15 protein-coding genes are annotated in these 18,036 nt (G+C 66.2%); 9 read left to right on the top strand and 6 right to left on the bottom strand.

What is annotated here, in order from left to right; translation table 11 throughout:
• The first annotated feature begins 97 nt into the window (after window positions 1–97).
• The 6 genes from LDO86_RS13045 to LDO86_RS13020 all read left to right on the top strand — a co-directional run bounded on the left by LDO86_RS13045 (window position 98) and on the right by LDO86_RS13020 (window position 7,210).
• The gene (locus LDO86_RS13045; protein ID WP_018768527.1) at window positions 98–1,732 is read left to right on the top strand and encodes an ABC transporter substrate-binding protein; all 1,635 of its coding nucleotides are present in this window, start codon (window positions 98–100) and stop codon (window positions 1,730–1,732) included.
• A 95-nt stretch (window positions 1,733–1,827) separates the two neighbouring features.
• Window positions 1,828–2,910 (top strand): ABC transporter permease, encoded by a 1,083-nt coding sequence (locus LDO86_RS13040; protein ID WP_018768526.1) that lies wholly within the window; start codon window positions 1,828–1,830, stop codon window positions 2,908–2,910.
• Entirely contained in the window at window positions 2,910–3,911 is a 1,002-nt protein-coding gene (locus LDO86_RS13035; protein ID WP_018768525.1) for an ABC transporter permease, read from the top strand. Before LDO86_RS13040 ends, LDO86_RS13035 begins: the two co-directional genes overlap by 1 nt.
• Entirely contained in the window at window positions 3,908–5,623 is a 1,716-nt protein-coding gene (locus LDO86_RS13030) for an ABC transporter ATP-binding protein (protein WP_018768524.1), read from the top strand. Before LDO86_RS13035 ends, LDO86_RS13030 begins: the two co-directional genes overlap by 4 nt.
• 97 nt (window positions 5,624–5,720) lie before the next feature.
• Window positions 5,721–6,128 (top strand): chorismate mutase, encoded by a 408-nt coding sequence (locus LDO86_RS13025; RefSeq protein ID WP_018768523.1) that lies wholly within the window; start codon window positions 5,721–5,723, stop codon window positions 6,126–6,128.
• Between the two features lie 74 nt (window positions 6,129–6,202).
• Window positions 6,203–7,210 (top strand): hypothetical protein, encoded by a 1,008-nt coding sequence (locus LDO86_RS13020; protein WP_018768522.1) that lies wholly within the window; start codon window positions 6,203–6,205, stop codon window positions 7,208–7,210.
• Window positions 7,211–7,212: 2 nt separating this feature from the next.
• Here LDO86_RS13020 and LDO86_RS13015 read toward each other — a convergent pair whose 3' ends face one another.
• From LDO86_RS13015 to LDO86_RS12990, 6 genes are read right to left on the bottom strand one after another with little or no spacing between them, the layout of a single operon-like run.
• Window positions 7,213–7,926 carry a DUF4166 domain-containing protein gene (locus tag LDO86_RS13015; protein ID WP_018768521.1) on the bottom strand — a complete coding sequence of 238 codons (714 nt, stop codon included), beginning with the start codon at window positions 7,924–7,926 and terminating at the stop codon, window positions 7,213–7,215.
• 44 nt (window positions 7,927–7,970) lie between these two features.
• Window positions 7,971–9,263, bottom strand: coding sequence for a DUF58 domain-containing protein (locus tag LDO86_RS13010; RefSeq protein ID WP_018768520.1), 1,293 nt, complete (start codon window positions 9,261–9,263; stop codon window positions 7,971–7,973).
• Window positions 9,263–10,258 carry a MoxR family ATPase gene (locus LDO86_RS13005; RefSeq protein WP_018768519.1) on the bottom strand — a complete coding sequence of 332 codons (996 nt, stop codon included), beginning with the start codon at window positions 10,256–10,258 and terminating at the stop codon, window positions 9,263–9,265. Before LDO86_RS13005 ends, LDO86_RS13010 begins: the two co-directional genes overlap by 1 nt.
• A complete protein-coding gene (locus tag LDO86_RS13000; RefSeq protein ID WP_018768518.1) occupies window positions 10,255–11,481 on the bottom strand; it encodes a DUF4350 domain-containing protein in 1,227 nt (408 codons plus the stop codon). The genes LDO86_RS13005 and LDO86_RS13000 overlap by 4 nt, the downstream gene beginning before the upstream one ends.
• Complete coding sequence (locus LDO86_RS12995; protein WP_018768517.1) at window positions 11,478–12,116, bottom strand: DUF4129 domain-containing protein; 639 nt, start codon at window positions 12,114–12,116, stop codon at window positions 11,478–11,480. Before LDO86_RS12995 ends, LDO86_RS13000 begins: the two co-directional genes overlap by 4 nt.
• Complete coding sequence (locus LDO86_RS12990) at window positions 12,106–13,557, bottom strand: hypothetical protein (RefSeq protein ID WP_224084002.1); 1,452 nt, start codon at window positions 13,555–13,557, stop codon at window positions 12,106–12,108. Before LDO86_RS12990 ends, LDO86_RS12995 begins: the two co-directional genes overlap by 11 nt.
• Window positions 13,558–13,739: 182 nt before the next feature.
• Here LDO86_RS12990 and mtrA point away from each other — a divergent pair, with 182 nt between their 5' ends.
• The 3 genes from mtrA to LDO86_RS12975 all read left to right on the top strand — a co-directional run bounded on the left by mtrA (window position 13,740) and on the right by LDO86_RS12975 (window position 18,026).
• On the top strand, window positions 13,740–14,414 hold the full coding sequence (gene mtrA / locus LDO86_RS12985) for an MtrAB system response regulator MtrA (protein WP_018768515.1): 675 nt from the start codon (window positions 13,740–13,742) through the stop codon (window positions 14,412–14,414).
• A 127-nt stretch (window positions 14,415–14,541) separates the two neighbouring features.
• Complete coding sequence (gene mtrB, locus LDO86_RS12980; protein ID WP_224084484.1) at window positions 14,542–16,314, top strand: MtrAB system histidine kinase MtrB; 1,773 nt, start codon at window positions 14,542–14,544, stop codon at window positions 16,312–16,314.
• Complete coding sequence (locus tag LDO86_RS12975; RefSeq protein WP_018768513.1) at window positions 16,311–18,026, top strand: LpqB family beta-propeller domain-containing protein; 1,716 nt, start codon at window positions 16,311–16,313, stop codon at window positions 18,024–18,026. The genes mtrB and LDO86_RS12975 overlap by 4 nt, the downstream gene beginning before the upstream one ends.
• Window positions 18,027–18,036 lie beyond the last annotated feature (10 nt).

Below are 18,036 nucleotides of genomic sequence, written 5' to 3'. Positions count from 1 at the left end.
TCTGATTGAATCTAGGGATCAGCCCTGTGCTCCGGGGCAGGGGCACCCACGCCCATGTGCCCGGAGCGCACGTTCTCATCGGACAGAAAGCTCACAGATGACGAAGAGCAACAAAGCCCTGCATGGCGCGATCGCGCTGGCAGGCATTTCCGCGCTGGCAATGACGGCCTGCACAGGCCCGTCCGGAGGCGGAAGCAGCACAGCATCGGGAAGTGCAGGCAGCATCATTGCTTACGGCACCACCGACAAAGTCACTGCCCTGGACCCGGCGGGGTCGTACGACAACGGTTCGTTCATGGTGATGAACCAGATCTACTCCTTCCTGATGAACTCCAAGCCCGGCGGCGCCGAACCTACACCGGACCTGGCCGAATCGGGTTCCTTTACTAAACCCACGGAATTCACGGTCAAGATGAAGAGCGGCCTTAAATGGGCCAATGGGCACGTACTGGACTCCAAAGACGTGAAGTTTTCGTTCGACCGCCAGGTCAAGATCGCTGATCCCAACGGGCCTGCATCCCTGCTGACCAACATCCAGTCCATTGCCACCCCGGATGCCACCACAGTGGTGTTCACCCTCAAGCAGGCCAACGATCAGACCTTCACCCAGATCCTGCAAAGTCCCGCGGCCCCCATTGTCGACGATGAAGTCTTCCCGGCGGACAAACTCCTCAGTGACGAGGAGATCGTCAAGGCCAAGGCCTTCCACGGCCAGTACGTTATCGACTCCTACAACAAGAACACGCTGGTGAGCCTCACGGCTTGGCCCGATTACAACGGTGTCCTCGGCAAACCGGCCAATTCCGGCGCCACCATTAAGTACTACACCGACCAGACCAACATGAAGCTGGAAGTCAAGGGTGGGCAGATCGACGTTGCCAACCGCAGCCTCAGCGCCACGGACATTGACGACCTCAAAAAGGACTCCAACGTCAAGGTCAACGTCGGCCCCGGCGGCGAGATGCGGTACATCGTCTTCAACTTCGACACCATGCCCTTCGGCGCCAAGACTCCCGAAGCAGATCCTAAGAAGGCGCTGGCCGTGCGGCAGGCCATGGCCAACCTCGTTGACCGCCAGGCCATTTCCGACCAGGTCTACAAGGGCACCTATCTGCCCATGTGGTCCAATGTTCCGTCCGGTTTCCTCGGCGCCAACGAATCCTTCAAGCAGGCGTACGGCGACGGAAGCGGCAAGCCGAGCCTGGACAAGGCGAAGAAGGTCCTCAGCGACGCCGGCATCAGCGGTCCGGTCAATCTCAAACTGCAGTACAACCCGGACCACTATGGCAAGTCCTCGGGTGACGAATATGCCATGGTCAAGGACCAATTGGAGAAGAGCGGCCTCTTTACCGTAGATCTGCAGTCCACCGAGTGGGTCACCTACAACTCGGCATCGAAGAAGGACAGCTACCCCGTCTTCCAGCTTGGCTGGTTCCCGGACTTCAGTGATGCGGACAACTACCTGACCCCCTTCTTCCCTAAGGGCGGCTTCTTCAACAACCACTACTCCAACACCGACGTCGAAGCGCTGATTGCCAAGCAGTTGGTCACTGCCGACAAATCGGAGCGTGTTAAGACTATCCAGGACATTCAAAACCAACTGGCCAAGGACATTTCCACCCTGCCGCTGCTGCAGGGAGCCCAGGTGGCCGTTTCAGGGAAAAACGTGAAGGGCGTGGATTCCACATTGGACGCATCCTTCAAGTTCAGGCTCGGGACCGTTTCCAAGTAATCACCAATCCGCCAGCTTAGGAGGTGGGGCCTGCGCGGCTCCGCCTCCTAACTGTTGGCCCCACATCTTTCGTTTTCTTACCAAGCAGGGACAGCATGGCCACAATGATCGATGCGCCGCCGCCAACGGTAGCGCCGCCCAAATCCAAATCCGCCGGAGGTGGCCTCGGGAGATACATCCTGATCCGCTTCCTGCTTATCTTTCCGACGATCTTCATCCTCGTCACCCTGGTCTTCTTCCTGATGCGGATCACTGGCGATCCCATCACCGCATCCCAAGGCGGACGCCTGCCGCAGGAGCAGATTGATGCGTTGATCCACCAGGCTGGTTATGACCGGAGCCTGTTCATTCAGTACGTCGAGTACCTTGGCAACATCGCCACAGGCAACTTCGGAAGGACCATCTCAGACGGGCGGCCCGTCATCGAGATGCTGACCACTTTCGGGGCCGCCACGCTGGAACTGAGCATCAATGCCTTGATCGTGGCGCTGCTGGTGGGGATTCCGCTGGGGATGTTTGCCGCCCACAAACGCGATAAGGTTCCGGACGCCCTCCTGCGGTTGTTTGCCATTCTTTGCTACGCCACTCCTGTCTTCTTCGCAGGTCTGCTGCTGAAGCTGGTCTTTTCCGTAGGCTTGGGCTGGTTCCCCGTCGCGGGCCGTGCATCCACCACAACGGAACTGGCGATGGGCAGGCTGGCAGCGCCCAGCCGGATCTACTGGCTGGACGCCCTGCGCAGCGGTGACCTGGCAGCTTTTGGCGACATCGTCCACCACGCGGTTCTGCCTGCCGTCGCCCTCGGCCTGCTTACAGCCGGTGTTTTCCTGCGCCTGGTCCGCACCAACGTCATTGGCACCCTGGGCAAGGATTATGTTGAGGCCGGCCGCTCCCGTGGAGTCAGCGAATTCCGGCTTGTGACAAAGCATGCCTACAAGCCGGCCCTGATCCCCATCATCACCGTTATGGGCCTGCAGATCGCCTTGATGCTCGGCGGCGCAGTGCTGACGGAAACCACTTTTGAGTGGAAGGGCCTTGGGTATCAGCTGGCGCAGTACCTGACGGCGCGTGACTTTGTTGCGGTCCAGGGGATAGTCATGCTTCTGGCCGTCATCGTTGCGGTCACCAATTTCGTGGTGGATATTGCGGCCGCCCTGATTGATCCGCGGGTGAGGTACTGATGAATAACGAAGCCCTGCCCCACCCCAAAAAGCCGCTGCTCGACCGCCTGCCGGTGGCGTCCCACATCCGCCAAAGCGTTGGCCTGCAGCGCACGATGCTGCTGATCGGCGTCGTGCTTTGTGTTGTTTTTGTGGTGGCTGCTGTTTTCGCGCCGCTGCTGGCGCCCTATGGTTTCTCCCAGATTTCCGATGAAGCAGGCTCGTTTCCGGCCCAGGCGGAACCCGGTGGCAAGCACCCATGGGGGACGACTGTTGGAGGCTACGACGTCCTGTCACGCGTGATCTGGGGATCACAGACAGCCGCAGCGGTGCTTGTGGCCGCTGTCGTGATGTCAATCTTCCTCGGGGTATTTCTGGGGCTCGTCAGTGGCTACATTGGTGGCTGGCTGGACCGGGTTCTTGTGGTGGTTGCTGATGCCATCTATGCCTTTCCGACCCTCCTCGTAGCGATCGTTATGTCCATCGCCATCAATAAGGGGCAGTCCGGATTCTGGGGTGGAATCCTCGCCTGCGGGCTGGCAATCACCGCAGTGTTTGTCCCGCAGTACTTCCGGGTGATACGTGCCGAAACCATACGGCTGAAAGCCGAACCGTTCGTGGAATCCGCGCAGGTGGTAGGCGCCTCCAGCGCCAGGATCATCGGCCGGCACATTTTCGCCAACGCCACCAGGACCCTGCCGTTGATCTTCACCCTCAACGCCTCGGAAGCCATCCTGACTTTGGCAGGGCTGGGCTTCCTGGGCTTTGGCATTGAGCCGAGCTCCGCTGCGGAATGGGGATTTGACCTGAACAAGGCACTTTCCGATGCCTCCTCGGGCATCTGGTGGACCGGTGTCTTCCCTGGCTTGGCCATAGTCCTGACGGTCGTCGGACTCACCTTGGTCGGGGAGAGCATTAATGACCTGAACGACCCGCGCCTGCGCGGACGCAAGCGTGCCGGCGGCACGGCGCCGGCCCCGGTGGCCAATGAGGCCATCGCTGCAGAAGTGAGGAATTCATGACAGGCAACATCGACCCGTCGCCGGTACACCAGCCCAACGCCGGCCAGCACGTGCTCGACATCGACCACCTGCAGGTCACGTTCGCCACGGACGCAGGCGACGTCCACGCAGTCAAGGACGTGAGCCTCAACGTCAGGAAGGGTGAGGTCCTTGCCATCGTGGGGGAGTCCGGCTCCGGCAAGACCGTCACGGCCAAAACCATCCTGGGCCTGCTCCCGGAAACCGCCACGAGTTCCGGCGCGGTCCTGATCAACGGCACCAACATCATCAGCCTCAGTCCGCACCGGCTGCGGCAGATCCGCGGCCGGGATGTGGCCATGGTGTTCCAGGAGCCGTCCACGGCCCTGAACCCCGTATTCACAGTGGGCTGGCAGATCGCCGAGGGGATTCGCGCCCACGCCGCCGTGGATGGCGGAGGCCGCGTCTCGGCAAAGGAGGCCAAAGCACGGGCAATCGAGGCGCTCCGCAAGGTGGGCATCCCTGACCCGGAACACCGCGTCAACTATTACCCGCACCAGTTCTCCGGAGGGCAGAAGCAGCGTGTGGTGATCGCCGCCGCGCTGGCGCTGAACCCCGGACTGATTGTCGCCGACGAGCCCACCACCGCCCTCGACGTCACCGTTCAGGCCGAGATCCTGGAGCTGCTGCGAGACCTTCGCGACAAGTACGGCACGTCCATAGTGCTGATCACGCACAACATGGGCGTGGTGGCTGACCTGGCGGACCGCGTGGTGGTGATGTACCAGGGCGACGTTGTGGAGGAAGCGCCGGCGAAGACGTTGTTCGCTGAACCCCGCCAGGACTACACCCGCAAGCTCCTGGCTGCAGTCCCGCACCTGGGCCGGAATTCCGCGTCCGCAGGCCTTACCGTACGGCGCCACCAGGATGAGGAAGTCCTTGTGGCTGCTGACAACCTGGTCATCGAGTATCCGGGGCGGCTCGGCACCCCTGCCTTCAAGGCCGTGGACGGCGTCAGCTTCACCCTGTCCAGGGGTGAGGTTTTCGGCCTGGTGGGCGAATCGGGGTCCGGCAAGACCACCATCGGGCGGGCGATCGCCGGGCTCAACCGGACCACCGGCGGCAGCCTGAAGGTGCTGGGCTATGAGATGCTCAACCTTCGCGAACGCACTTTCAAGCCGCTCCGCAAGGACATCGGCTTCGTGTTCCAGGACCCCGCCGCCTCCTTTAACCCGCAGCTGACCATCGGGGAATGCATCGCCGAACCTATGGTCATCCACACAAATCCAAGCCCGGCCCAGGCGCGGAAACGCGTCGGTGAGCTGCTCGAATCAGTCCAGCTGCCGGCGTCGTACGCGGCCCGTTACCCGCACGAACTTTCCGGCGGCCAGCGGCAGCGGGCATCACTGGCGCGGGCGCTGAGCCTGAACCCGCGGCTGCTGATAGCGGATGAGCCGACGTCGGCCCTGGACGTTTCGGTGCAGGCAAAGGTCCTGGAGCTGTTCAGGGACATCCAGGAGGAGTTCGGCTTCGGCTGCCTGTTCATCAGCCATGACCTGGCTGTAGTGGACATCCTGTCCTCGTGGGTGGGCGTGCTGTACAAGGGCAAGCTGGTGGAGCAGGGGATCGGAAGCCAGGTCATGGGGAACCCCCAGCATGACTACACGCGCCGGCTGATCGCCTCCCTGCCCGTGCCGGACCCGGCCGAACAGGCCAAACGCCGGGAGGAGCACCGGGCACTCCTGGGCATCTGACCCTCCAGGCCCGCAGTGTGGGGCGCCGGTGCCGGCGGACGGCCGCACCGGCGCTTCACACCCGCGTCGATTCCGTCGGCTCCCATAGACTGGAGCCATGACGCAGCACAACCCCAGCACTCCTGGCTCCGACGATTTTGATCCCTCCGCCAGCTCACTGGCTGGCCACGTGGACGATTCGGTGATGGCTGAACTGCTGTCCATCCGCTCCAGCATCGACAACATTGATGCCACCCTGGTGTACCTCCTGGCCGAGCGATTCAAGGCCACACAAAAAGTGGGCTTCCTGAAGGCAACACACCGCCTTCCGGCCGGCGACCCAGGACGTGAAGCAGCCCAGATCGCGAGGCTGCGACGCCTCGCCGAGGACGCCCACCTTGACCCGGCATTCGCAGAGAAGTTCCTCAACTTCATCATCGGCGAGGTGATCCGCCATCACGAGGCCATCGCCGAGGACCACCAGGCCTCGTCGGGCCAGCAGCCGCAGAATTCCGCACTGGCGTGAGCCGGGAACAGCACCAAAGGGGCCCAGCCCCGCGTCCGGCCGCGGCTCCCTTCCAGAAGGTCACAGCCAGGGAAGTGACGGCCACCGGACTGGGACCGTGGCCGGGCGAGGACCCGCTGGAAGCCGCCCGGATCATCCGCGGCGAGCTCGGTAGCCCGCACCTGCCATTCCTCGCCGAACTGCCCGACCGCGGTGTCGGCTCAGACGCCCTGGGCCGTACGGCCTCGTTCCTGGAAGAGCTGGCGGTGGACGTCCAGCCCTACGGATGGCGGCTTGTTGACCGCCCCGGCAAGGACATGCAGCGTGCCGTGTCGGCGCTGTCCACCGACCTGAATGTCCTCGCCGACGTGGCCGGGGGCGAGGACGTGTCGGCGGGTGAACTCAAGGTGCAGCTGGTGGGGCCGCTCAGCCTTGCCGCCGGCCTGCACTTGCATAACGGGGAGCGCGCCCTCCTGGACTACGGAGCCCGCCGGGACGTGGCCGCGTCCCTTGCCGCGGGCGTCGGCGGTTACCTTCGCCGGGTTGCGGCGGCCGTACCGGGTGCACGCCTGGTGGTGCAGGTGGACGAGCCCGCCATCGCCGCCGTGCTGGCCGGAACCATACCCACGGCGAGCGGTTACCGCACCCTCCGCGCAGTGCCGGCATCGGAAGCGCGCGAATCCTGGCGCCTGGTCCTGGACGCCCTCCGCTCGGCCGGTGCCGCTGAGGTTGTTGTCTCATGTCCTGAAATCGAAGCGCCGATCGAGCTGGTCCTGGCGGCCGGTGCGGACGGCGTCGCCCTGCCGCTCAAGGCACTGACCAACCGCCAGTGGGAACAGCTTGCCGCAGCACTGGAGTCAGGGAAACAGTTCTGGGCCGGTGCGCTGGACGTCCCCGCCGGCGCCCCGCTGCCCAGGGTCGCCGACTGCGTGGAGTCAGTATGGCGTCCGTGGCGCCAGCTGGGTCTTCCGCCGTCGCTGCTTGGCGCCATCCGGGTGACGCCTTCAGCAGGACTGGCAGGCCACACACCTGCGCAGGCCACCGCCGTCCTGGGCCGGCTGATCCAGGTGGCCGACGGCCTGAACCAGCAGGCGCTGGGATAGGGCTACACCCTGTTCTCCCAGCGGTCCGGCTGGGCGTAGCGGGGCACGAAGCTTTGGGCGGAACTGCCGCCAGTGTAGGGCCGCAGCCGGTAATCGAAGGCGCCCGCGTACACCAGCACCAGGCCGATCTGCGGCTGGATGACCTTCACCTGGATGCGGTGCCGCCCGTTGCTTCCTTCCGCGGGATCCCACCACTGTTCGGCGTACGCCTTGGCGTCCAGGCCTGCCGGAAGCGGGACCCGGAGCGGGCCCAGGAAGAGCCGCGACGCCTCTGAGACACCGCGCAGCCTTCCGGCAGCGGTGACGCTCAGGTTCAGGTCGGTCACCAGGCGCCGGTATCTGCCCACGTAGTCCACCAGCTGGGTGGTGCCACCCCGGTTGGTGACGCTGGTGGTGTCCTGGAAAAGCCGGGTGCGCGCCGGGAACCGGATCTCGCGCCGGGCGGTAAGGCTGGAACGGCCGAACGGATCCTGGTGGGCGTGGTTCTCGATCCGGAACGGAACGTTCTCCCCGTACTCGGGGAAGAAGGCCTCTTCGCCCCCGGTGACCCTCAGCAAAGGGCGCAGCCACCGCTGGCGGCACCCCACGACGTCGAACGTTCCTTCCCCTACGCCGTACTGGCCGGATCCCGGGACCAGCGAGAAGTACTCCTGGAGCTCGGGCTGCAGCCGGGAGAATTCCCGGCCCAGGGCCTGCTGGTAGATCGGGACGTTCATGAAGTGGACCTCCTGTTGCCGGGGGAGGACGATAGCCTCCGGATTCACAATCTACCGGCAGCCTTGAGCCGGATGTACATGTCCGCCAGCCGGGGCGGCAACTCGTGGGGCTCGGCGTCCACCACTTCCACCCCGTAGCGGCGCAGCTCGGCTGAGACCGCCGCCCGCTGCAGGAGGGCGCGCTCGGCCGCGGCCGCGCGGAACACCGCCGTGGCATCGTTCCGTTCCCGGAGCATGGCGCCCAGCTGCGGGTCGCGGACAGCCGCCACCACCACGACATGCTGGCTCGCCAGCCGCTCCGCCACGGGAAGCAGGCCCTCCTCCGGCGCCCCGCTGTCCAGCGACGTCAACAGCACCACCAGCGACCGGTGCGCCGAAACAGCACGGACCTGGGCCGGGACCGCAGGCCAATCCATCTCAATCAGCTCGGCCTCAAGCGGAGCCATGGCCTGGACCAGCCGGCCCAGGATATTGCCCTGCCCGGCAGAGCCCGCCCGCGCCCGGACCCTGCGGTCGAAGGCTACCAGGTCCACCCGGTCGCCACCCCGTTCGGCCAGGACACCCAGAAGGAGCGCAGCCTCTATCCCGGTGTCCAGGCGCGATTCGTCCACGATCCTTGCTGCGGCGGTACGTGACGTATCCAGGACCATCACCACGCGCCGGTCCCGTTCCGGGCGCCAGGTCCGGACCACCACGGAGGAGCGCCGGGCAGTGGCGCGCCAGTCGATGGAGCGTACGTCGTCACCGCGGACATAGTCCCGCAGGGAATCGAACTCGGTGCCCGCGCCCCGGACCTGGACTGCCGCCTTCCCATCAAGTTCACGCAGCTTCCGCAGCTTTGACGGCAGGTGGCGTCGGGAATGGAAGGGCGGCAGCACCCGCACCGAGCCCGGACAGTCAATGGTCCGCTGGCGGGCCGCCAGGTGCAGCGGACCAAAGGACCGAAGCGTCACGTGCGGCGCTGAGAGGTCACCCCGCCGGACCGGCCGGAGCCGAACCGCGAACCGCCTGCCTTCCCCGGCCGGGACATCAATGTCCTGGACGGGGTTCCGGGCACCGGCGGAAGGTTGCCACCCGTCCCGGAACGATCCCCGAAGCCGCCTGCTGCCGCCGTTACGGATGGTGAGCGCCGCCTCCACCGCATTGTTCAGGGTTACGTTCTCCGGTTCGGCACGCACCAGATTGACCTGCCGGAGTGGCGCCGCCACCAGCAGGTCGGCCCCCAGCAGTCCCACAAGCACCGCGATCGTGGCCAGGACCGTCAGCCATTCCGGGAACAGCAGTACCGGTACAAGTCCCAGCAGCGCCACTGCCACGAAGCGCCCGGAGATGGCCATCAGCGCGGAACGGGGACGGCGGCCAGGATGCTGCCCAGGACGTCGTCCACCCGGACCCCGTCCATCTGCGCTTCGGGCTGCAGCGCCACCCGGTGCCGCAAACAGGGCAAAGCCAGCGCCTTGACGTCGTCCGGGGTCACGAAAGAGCGGCCGGAGAGCCACGCCCACGACCTTGACGTGTTCAGCAGGGCGGTGGCGCCACGCGGTGAGACGCCAAGCTGGAATGAAGGCGCTGACCGGGTGGCGCGCACCAGGTCAACGATGTAGCCGATAATTTCCGGTTCCACCGCCACCCGGCCCACTGCCTCCCGCGCCTGTTCCAGGTCCTCCGCGCCGGCCACGGCCCGGACGCCGGCGGCAGCCAGGTCCCGCGGATCGAACCCGGCGGCGTGGCGGCGGATGACTTCTATCTCATCCCTGCGTTCAGGCAGCGGCATGGTGAGCTTCAGGAGGAACCGGTCCAGCTGTGCCTCAGGCAGGGGATAGGTCCCCTCGTACTCCACGGGGTTCTGGGTGGCCGCCACCAGGAATGGCGAGGGCAGCCGCCGGGAGACGCCGTCCACAGACACCTGCCGCTCTTCCATGGCTTCGAGGAGTGAAGCCTGGGTCTTTGGAGGAGTCCGGTTGATCTCGTCCGCCAGCAGGAGGTTGGTGAAGACCGGTCCTTCCCGGAAGCTGAACTCGGAGGTGTGCGAGTCGTAGACCAGGGAACCGGTGACGTCACCCGGCATGAGGTCGGGGGTGAACTGCACCCGCTTGGTGTCCAGGCTCAGCGCGGAGGACAACGCCCGGACCAGCAGGGTCTTTGCAACTCCGGGGACGCCCTCCAGCAGCACATGCCCCTGGGAAAGCAGTGCAATCAGGAGGCCGGTGACGGTGGCATCCTGCCCCACCACCGCCTTGGCCACCTCCCGGCGGACCGCAAGCAGCGCCTGCCGTGCGCCGTCGTCGTCAACCGTATTAAGGACCCGCTGGCCACTGCTCTGTTCGCTCATCGGATCTTGACCTCTTTCTCGAGTTTGTCCAAGGCCTGCGACCAGGCAACCAGCCGGGCCTCGGTTGCGGGGCGTTCGTTGATCAGCGCGCGGACTTCAGTGGCGTCCCGGTTCAGGATCCGGGCTGCTGCCGAAATCGTGTCCTCGGCGGTGGCGCCTGGTCCCATCCGCAGCTTCCCGGACAACCGGACCAGCAGGCCGGCCCGGAGGTTGTCCCGTGCCTGGTCGATGGCGCGCGCGTCCTGGTAGAGCCGGGCACGTCCCTCGGCCGTCTCAACAGCCTTGACCACCACCGGCAACGGCTCGAATACGAGCGGCCCGTGCCGCCGGCCCCGCCACACGACGGCCGTCACCGCCACCAGGAGCAGCCAGGGGCCCAGGAAGCGGGCCCAGGCCGGAGCAATGTCATCGAGGGTTTTCCCGGATCCGTTGGATGCTGCGTCCTCAATCGAGGGCAAGTACCAGACCAGGTCAGGCGACGCGCCGAGCAACCTGGTGGCAAGCGCGGCGTTTCCCAGTTCGTCCAGCCTCCCGTTGCCCAGGACGGCCGTGCTGCCCAGCACGGCCAGGCGGCCATCGCCGCTGATGGCAAGCATTCCGGCGGTTCCTGCTGTCCGGAAACAGGACGTGCCGCCGTCGTACACAAATCCTCCCTGTCCCGTGACCTGTCCCGCAGCTTCCGCGTCAGGGTGGGAACACCCGGCATCGAGGATCGGGAAGGCATCGGGAACAACGCCGGCCTGGTGGATGCCGCTGTCAAGGGCGGTGAGCGTCTCCAGCCGTGGGGAGAGCACCACCACCCGGTCTGCCTCCGCTCTCAGGTCGGCCAGCTGCTGCGCACCCAGGATGCCGTTCCTGTCGTAGAGCAGGAGGGTGGGGGAGGAGCCGGAGCGCAGGTCCGCCAGCGCTGCATCGAACCGGCCGGGTGTGTGAACGGAAACCCCGTGCCGGCCCAGGATCTGCGCCAGCGCCCTGGCCCCTTCCGGCGCGGCATTGTGGACCGAGAGGGGAACGGCGTCACCCTTCGGAGCGAGTTGCGTGCCCACGACAAGTGCCAGCCCCGCAGCCACCACCATTGCCGCCGCGGTCAGGCCGCGGTGCCGCCGCAGCCAACCCCGAATCCTCCGGTTGTCAGCCACGGATCCGGTGGCCGGTTGCTTGCCACCGTCCGGTTCCCTGCCCGCGTCCCGGGGTTTCTCGCCGATGGCGGGAAGGCCGGTCACGGCGTCACCGCCGCAGTGCCGGCGGTGGCGGGCTTCATGGCGTCCAAGGCGGTATCAAGCTCCACCATCTGCCGGTAGTCCCCGCTGTCGGCCGCCCTGTTTCCGTAGCGGACCCCGTCGAAAGTGGCCGCTGCCCGGGCAAGGCGCCCGGACTGGCTGTTGAACGGAACGGACAAGGCCCGGGCCGCTTCGTCGGCAGTGCGGCCGGGCTGCGGGTCCAGGATGGCCCGGTCCTCCGCACTCCGGACCACCGCGCGGAAGCGGTCGACGACGGCGTCCCCCCACTTTCCGGCGGCGGCCGCCGCTTCCGCACGGGCCCGGTAGTCGGTGGCACCAAGGGTGGGTTCCCGTTCGAAGACGTCCCTGGCCTGCCGGGACCGGGCGTGCAGGCGGGGGCGGGCCAGGATGACGGCAGCCGCGATGATGGCGGCAATAACGAGGGCGATGACGGGGCTTGGCACCGGGGCAGCGTCTCCCTGGGAGCCGTCCAGGGACTGCAGCCAGTCCAGGAAGTTCCGCCACAGGGTGCCGAGCCATGAGGGGGCGGCATCACGGTACTCCCGTTTGGCCAATTCCTCCTCCGCCCAGCGCCGTGCCTCCCCGGCACCCGGACGCACGGGTGGCTCAGCCGCCATAAGGCCAGGCTCCAGGCGAGGCTCCATATCCGGGATACGGGCGGTTGTTGCCGGGGTGCGCGCCCCGGCCCGGGATGCCGTCAGGATCAGCGCCGTTCTCCAATTGGTGCAGCAGCGCAATGTCCAGGCCGTCCCGGCGCATCCGCAGGTCCATGTAGAGCAACGCCATGACTGACGTCTGGAAGGCGTAACCGACCGCGCCCACCAGGGCACCGACCACCGCGGTGAAGATGCCGACGGCCACGGCGAGCGTTGCTTCCTGCCCGCTGCCGCCGTGCGGCGAGACCACCCCGGAGAGGACCGTTGGCAGGATGCTGGCCGGGATCAGGACCACCTGGGTGATGACGGCCACCAGGATCCCCACCACCAGGGTGATGCCAAAGATCCGCCACCAGTTGCCCCTGGTCAGTTTCCAGGACCGGCGAAGGCCGGCAAACGCCCCGAGTTCTTCGATAACGACGGCGGCGGGCGCCACCATGAGCTTGACCGCCACCCAGAGGAACCCGGCGCCGAAGGCCAGCATCAGGGGGATGACCAGCAGGGCTCCCGCGCCACGCACGTTGGAGAACAGGAGCACGACGACGGCGACGAAAACGATCGCCGTGGCCAGCACGGCTGCAACCAGCAGCGCCGCCAACCTGATCAGTGACCCAAACCTTGGACGCGCCAACGACAGCATGCGCCGGAAGCCGGTGGGCTGGTTAAGGACGGACCGGGCCACCGGGACCACCATGGCACCTTGGAGGACAACGGTGATGAAGACGGACAGGATGGACAGCAGGACGAAGGTGGCCATCAGCCCGAATCCCAGGGAAGCGATATCGGTGTTGCTCGCCGTCCGGGCCCAGGCTTCGATGGACCCTGACGACGTCGCGAAAACTCCCGTTAGCACCGCCGCGAGGATGGCTGACAGGGACTGCGCCAGGAGGCCGGCGCCGAGCATCGCCTTGGCGTTGCGCCTGATGGCCTGGAAGGAACCGTCCAGGACCTCCCCGAACAACAACGGCCGCAACGGAATGATCCCGGGTTTGGGCGGGGCTGCATACCTGGGCTGCGCTGAGGGCCAGGCGCCGTAGGAACCGCCGGAATACGGCGACCGGATATCTGGGGGTCCGCCGTAAGGCTGGCCGCTGTATCCCGGGGTCCCGTAGGACTGGCCGCCGGATGGGAAGGCTCCGGGGGACGGGGCGCCAGGGTACGGGGCATTTCGGGGCGGGTGCTGTCCGGGCTGCTGTTGCCACTGCGGTTGCTGCCGCGGCTCGGTTCCCGGCCAGGGGCCTGCTTGCCGGCCCTCGGGCGGCGTCCAGGGCTGGTCCCACTGCTGTTCCCGGGCGGGCGGCACCGGCCCGGGCCCGCCTGCGGAAGCCGGCCCGACGTCGTCGTGTCCAACGCCTGGCTGCTCCTGCGCCGGCTCCCCGGGCCCCGACTCCTGTGGTGACACTGATTCCTCCCCCAATACCAGTCCGCCTGCTCCTGCGCCGGAAATGCACCCGGCAAAAGGGCGCACCGGCCACGCGGGGCATGACCCCAAGACTATAGTTCCGGCGCCGGACGGCCTAGTGCCCCGCCATGCCGGAAGCCGCTCAACAGGACAAACCCATCCCGATAAGGGAATATATAGCTATGAAGGCACGCATTCTGGTGGTAGATGATGACGAAGCGCTGGCCGAGATGATTGGAATTGTCCTCCGTAATGACGGCTTCGAGCCGGTCTTTTGCGCCGACGGCGCCCAGGCCCTGGACGTGTTCCGGTCATCGCGGCCGGACCTGGTCCTGCTCGATCTCATGCTTCCCGGTATGGATGGCATCGAGGTCTGCCGCCAGATCCGCGGCGAGTCGGACGTGCCCATCGTCATGCTGACCGCCAAGTCCGATACCTCAGACGTCGTCCGCGGGCTGGAATCCGGGGCTGACGACTACGTGCCTAAGCCGTTCAAGCCTGCCGAGCTGGTGGCACGCGTGCGTGCCCGCCTTCGCCCGGGGGACCAGAAAGCCCCCGAAACGCTGCGCATCGCGGATATCACCATCGACGTCGCCGGGCACACGGTCAGCCGGGGCAATGAGCGGATCTCCCTGACGCCGCTGGAGTTCGACCTCCTGGTGGCGCTGGCCCGCAAGCCTTGGCAGGTCTTCACCCGGGAACTGCTGCTGGAGCAGGTCTGGGGCTACCGCCACGCCGCTGACACCCGGCTTGTCAACGTCCATGTCCAGCGCCTGCGGTCCAAGATCGAGCAGGACCCGGAAGCTCCGGAAGTCGTATTGACGGTGCGTGGTGTCGGCTATAAAGCAGGGGTCTGACCCCGCCGCGCAGGACGGGGAACCGGATCAGCGCCCAACCCCGGACTCCGCGGATGCCGTGAAACAGGACGGCGCCGTCCAGGACGCGCCGGAAGCCGGCGACGCCGCCACTCCCGGGCTGCGGCACATGGCGTTCCGGGCAAGGATCTGGCAGCGGCGTGCCCTGATTGTGGCCCTCCGCGTCGCCCGGCTCGTCCGGACGGGAGTCCGGCGCTTCCTTCCCGGTCTGCGGTACCTTGGGCGGGCCTTGCAGCGGCGCTGGCGCCGGTCCATTCAATTCCGCACCGTTCTCACCACCCTGATGCTCGCCGTGACCTCGTTCGCCGTGGTCGGTGCCTATCTGTCCAACCAGATTGCCAACAACCTGTTCCAGGAGCGGCTGACGCAGGCGGAGTCCGAGACCCGCTACAACGTCAAGCAGGTCCAGGAAACGTTCGACGGCGCCCAGGTCACCGACCAGTCCAGCGTCATCACCCTGGTCTACGACACCCTGAACGCGGTGGAGGGCCGGGGCTCAGTGATCCAGCGCCGGTACGTCTTCGAGGCGATGCCGGAACAGACCAAGCCCCGCAACCGGTGGGTTGAGTCGCGGGCATCCGACCAACTGACGGTCAGCGTCATTCCCCCTGAGCTGCGCAAGGCCGTCCAGCAGTCGGGGAAGGACCAGTACTGGGCTTCCACCGTCATCCCCGTGGGCACGGAGGACCGGCCGGGGATCGCGGTCGGCAACAAGGTGACCTTCAACGGCACTGTCTACGAGCTATACCTGATCTACGACCTGAACACAGCGCAGCAGACGCTTAACGAGATCCAAAGCGTCCTGTGGGCCGGCGGTGCGGTGCTGGTCCTCCTGATCGGCGCTGTCGCCTGGTACGTCACCCGCAACGTGGTGAGCCCGGTCAGCCATGCCGCGATGGTCTCGGAGAAGCTCGCCGCCGGGCAGCTGCAGGAGCGCATGGTGGTCAAGGGGGAGGACGAGGTGGCCCGCCTTGGCGCTTCCTTCAACCACATGGCCGCCAGCCTGCAGGAGCAGATCACCCAGCTGGCGACGCTCTCCCAGATGCAGCAGCGCTTCGTGTCCGATGTGTCGCACGAGCTCCGGACGCCGCTCACAACCGTGCGCATGGCGGCAGAGGTCCTGTACGACGCCCGCGATGACTTCGACCCCATCAACAAGCGGTCCGCAGAGCTCCTGTACAACCAGGTGGAGCGGTTCCAGTCCCTCCTCTCCGACCTCCTCGAAATCAGCCGCTTCGACGCCGGCGTGGCCGTGCTGGATGCTGAACCCGAGGACCTTCTCCAAGTGATCTCCCACGTCATTGAAGGCGCCGCGCCGGTGGCGGCTGAATACGGTTCGGAGATTGTCCTGACCGCTCCCGAGGGCGCCGTGGTGGTGGAGATGGACGCCCGGCGCATCGACAGGATCCTGCGGAACCTGATCCTGAACGCGGTGGAGCACGGTGAGGGCAAGCCGGTGGCCGTCACGGTCGCGGTCAATGAAACTGCCGTGGGCGTCGCTGTCCGCGACCACGGGATCGGGATGGACCAGGCACAGGCCGCCAGGGTTTTCGACAGGTTCTGGCGAGCCGACCCTGCCCGCGCACGCACCACGGGCGGCAGCGGGCTGGGATTGTCCATCGCCATGGAGGATACGAAGCTGCACCACGGCTGGCTCCAGGCCTGGGGCAGGAAAGGCGACGGCGCCAACTTCCGTTTGACCCTTCCCTTGCGCCAGGACGGTGGCATCACTGAGTCGCCCGTCCAGCTGGAGCCAAAGGACGTCACCAATCCCGGAGCACCGGGGAGCGTTCCCGCGGAACAGGACTACAAAAACATGCTGGTGCTGCAGGCGGGAGCGGCCCGGCCTGCTCCGGTGCGCGCGCCCGAGGAGACACCATGAGGGCCACCGTGCGCCTGGCGAAGTACCCGGCGGCACTGCTTGCCCTGCTGATCGTCCTCTTGTCCGGCTGCGCACGGATCCCCACGTCCGGTCCGGTGGGAAAAAGCAGCGAAAGCAGCGCCGGCAACGTCAGCGCCCCCGTGTTCCTCCCGGCAGCGCCGCAGCCCGGGGCATCACCCGAGACCATCATCGATTACTTCTACCGGGCAGGCAGTGGCTACGAGGACGACTATGCGGTGGCCCGCCAGTACCTGACCCAGGCCTCGGCTGTGTCCTGGAAACCGGACAAACGCGCGCTGGTATACCGGGAGGCGCGCGTTGTGCCCACGGGCACGGAAAACGTCTTCAACTACGAGCTCGATGTGTCCTACACGGTGGACGCCGACGGCATAGCCACCCAGTCGCCCCCGGGAACCGTGGAGCGCATCCCGGTGACGGTGACCCAGGTGGATGGAGAGTGGCGGATTTCGGCGATTCCCGACGGGACCGCCATTGCCGAGGAAACGTTCAAGGTGATCTACGGTGCCTACCCCATCTACTTTTACGACCCCACCTTCACCTATGCCATCCCGGACGTCCGCTGGTTCCTGAAGAACAAGACCGTCAAAGCAATGACCAGTGCCCTGCTGGCCGGGCCCGCCCCGTATCTGCGCGGCGCCGTCGCCAGTGCCTTCCCTTCCGGGATCAAGCTCGCCCGGGAATCCGTGCCGGTGGTGTCCGGGGCCGCACAGGTGGACCTGACAGCCAAGGAGCTGACGGAAACATCGGCGGAGGACCGGCTCCGCATGCAGATGCAGCTGACCCTGACATTCCGCAGCCAGCCTGACGTGGTCAATGTTGAACTCCGTGCCAACCAGGACCTGGTCCGGGTGGAGGACAACGGGTCCGTTCTTCCTCCGGTGCTGGACAGGACCGTGCCCTCACGCCAGATCGCCATTAGCGGCAACGAACTGGTGCGCTATGAAAACAACCGCGTCTCGCCGCTGCCTGACATGCAGCCGGTGTCTGCGCTCAACCCCCGCTATCCGGCGGAATCCCCGGTGTCACAGACGGCTGCCTTCCTCAATGAAGGCCGCACCACGCTGTACAGCATCAATCCCGGCCAGTCTGCGCGCGCCTTGACTACCCGGAGCACCCTCACCCGCCCGTCCTTCAGTGTCTCCGACTGGGTATGGACGGCCGGACCCGGTGCCACCGGAGCCACGGAAGTAGTGGCTTTCCATCCCACCGGAGTGGCAGAGGGCGCCGCCGTTCCGTCCGTGACGCTGGCACCCTCCTGGCTTGCCGGCCGCACGGTCAAGGAATTCCGCGTCTCACGCGACGGTGTGCGCGCCCTGGTCATATCCGAACAGAACGGGAAGTCCAAGGTGCAGGTGACAGGCATGATCCGCGCCGCCGACGGCACGCCGCGCGAACTGACCGCGCCCGTCACCCTGGTATCCGGCACCGACCCTGATCAAGGGGTGTGGGTGAATGGCATTACCGTTGCCGTCATGAAGGGGGCTTCGGGTTCCAACGTCACACCGGAGCTGCTGTCCCTCACCTCCGGACAGCCGCAGCAGCTTGCCCCGTGGCCGGGCCTGGTAGCCATCAGTGCCGGGAATGGCGCCGACGACATTTATGTCCAGTCCGGGGAAGGGATCTTCCAGCGCCTCGGCAATGGCTGGTCCCCGCAGATCAAGGGCCCTATCGACCCCGCGTTTCCCGGCTGACACCCTGTTG

The organism is Arthrobacter sp. StoSoilB19, from assembly GCF_019977275.1.
Lineage (GTDB): Bacteria > Actinomycetota > Actinomycetes > Actinomycetales > Micrococcaceae > Arthrobacter.
The sequence above is the reverse complement of the archived record's forward strand: the minus strand, read 5'-3'. Positions and strand labels throughout refer to the sequence as shown.

What these genes read in the sequence shown, in the direction of transcription:
- LDO86_RS13045 (WP_018768527.1), top strand. Translation starts at nt 98, where the DNA reads ATGACGAAGAGCAACAAAGCCCTGCATGGCGCGATCGCGCTGGCAGGC.
- LDO86_RS13040 (WP_018768526.1), top strand. Translation starts at nt 1,828, where the DNA reads ATGGCCACAATGATCGATGCGCCGCCGCCAACGGTAGCGCCGCCCAAA.
- LDO86_RS13035 (WP_018768525.1), top strand. Translation starts at nt 2,910, where the DNA reads ATGAATAACGAAGCCCTGCCCCACCCCAAAAAGCCGCTGCTCGACCGC.
- LDO86_RS13030 (WP_018768524.1), top strand. Translation starts at nt 3,908, where the DNA reads ATGACAGGCAACATCGACCCGTCGCCGGTACACCAGCCCAACGCCGGC.
- LDO86_RS13025 (WP_018768523.1), top strand. Translation starts at nt 5,721, where the DNA reads ATGACGCAGCACAACCCCAGCACTCCTGGCTCCGACGATTTTGATCCC.
- LDO86_RS13015 (WP_018768521.1), bottom strand. Translation starts at nt 7,926, where the DNA reads ATGAACGTCCCGATCTACCAGCAGGCCCTGGGCCGGGAATTCTCCCGG.
- LDO86_RS13010 (WP_018768520.1), bottom strand. Translation starts at nt 9,263, where the DNA reads ATGGCCATCTCCGGGCGCTTCGTGGCAGTGGCGCTGCTGGGACTTGTA.
- LDO86_RS13005 (WP_018768519.1), bottom strand. Translation starts at nt 10,258, where the DNA reads ATGAGCGAACAGAGCAGTGGCCAGCGGGTCCTTAATACGGTTGACGAC.
- LDO86_RS12995 (WP_018768517.1), bottom strand. Translation starts at nt 12,116, where the DNA reads ATGGCGGCTGAGCCACCCGTGCGTCCGGGTGCCGGGGAGGCACGGCGC.
- mtrA (WP_018768515.1), top strand. Translation starts at nt 13,740, where the DNA reads ATGAAGGCACGCATTCTGGTGGTAGATGATGACGAAGCGCTGGCCGAG.
- mtrB (WP_224084484.1), top strand. Translation starts at nt 14,542, where the DNA reads ATGGCGTTCCGGGCAAGGATCTGGCAGCGGCGTGCCCTGATTGTGGCC.
- LDO86_RS12975 (WP_018768513.1), top strand. Translation starts at nt 16,311, where the DNA reads ATGAGGGCCACCGTGCGCCTGGCGAAGTACCCGGCGGCACTGCTTGCC.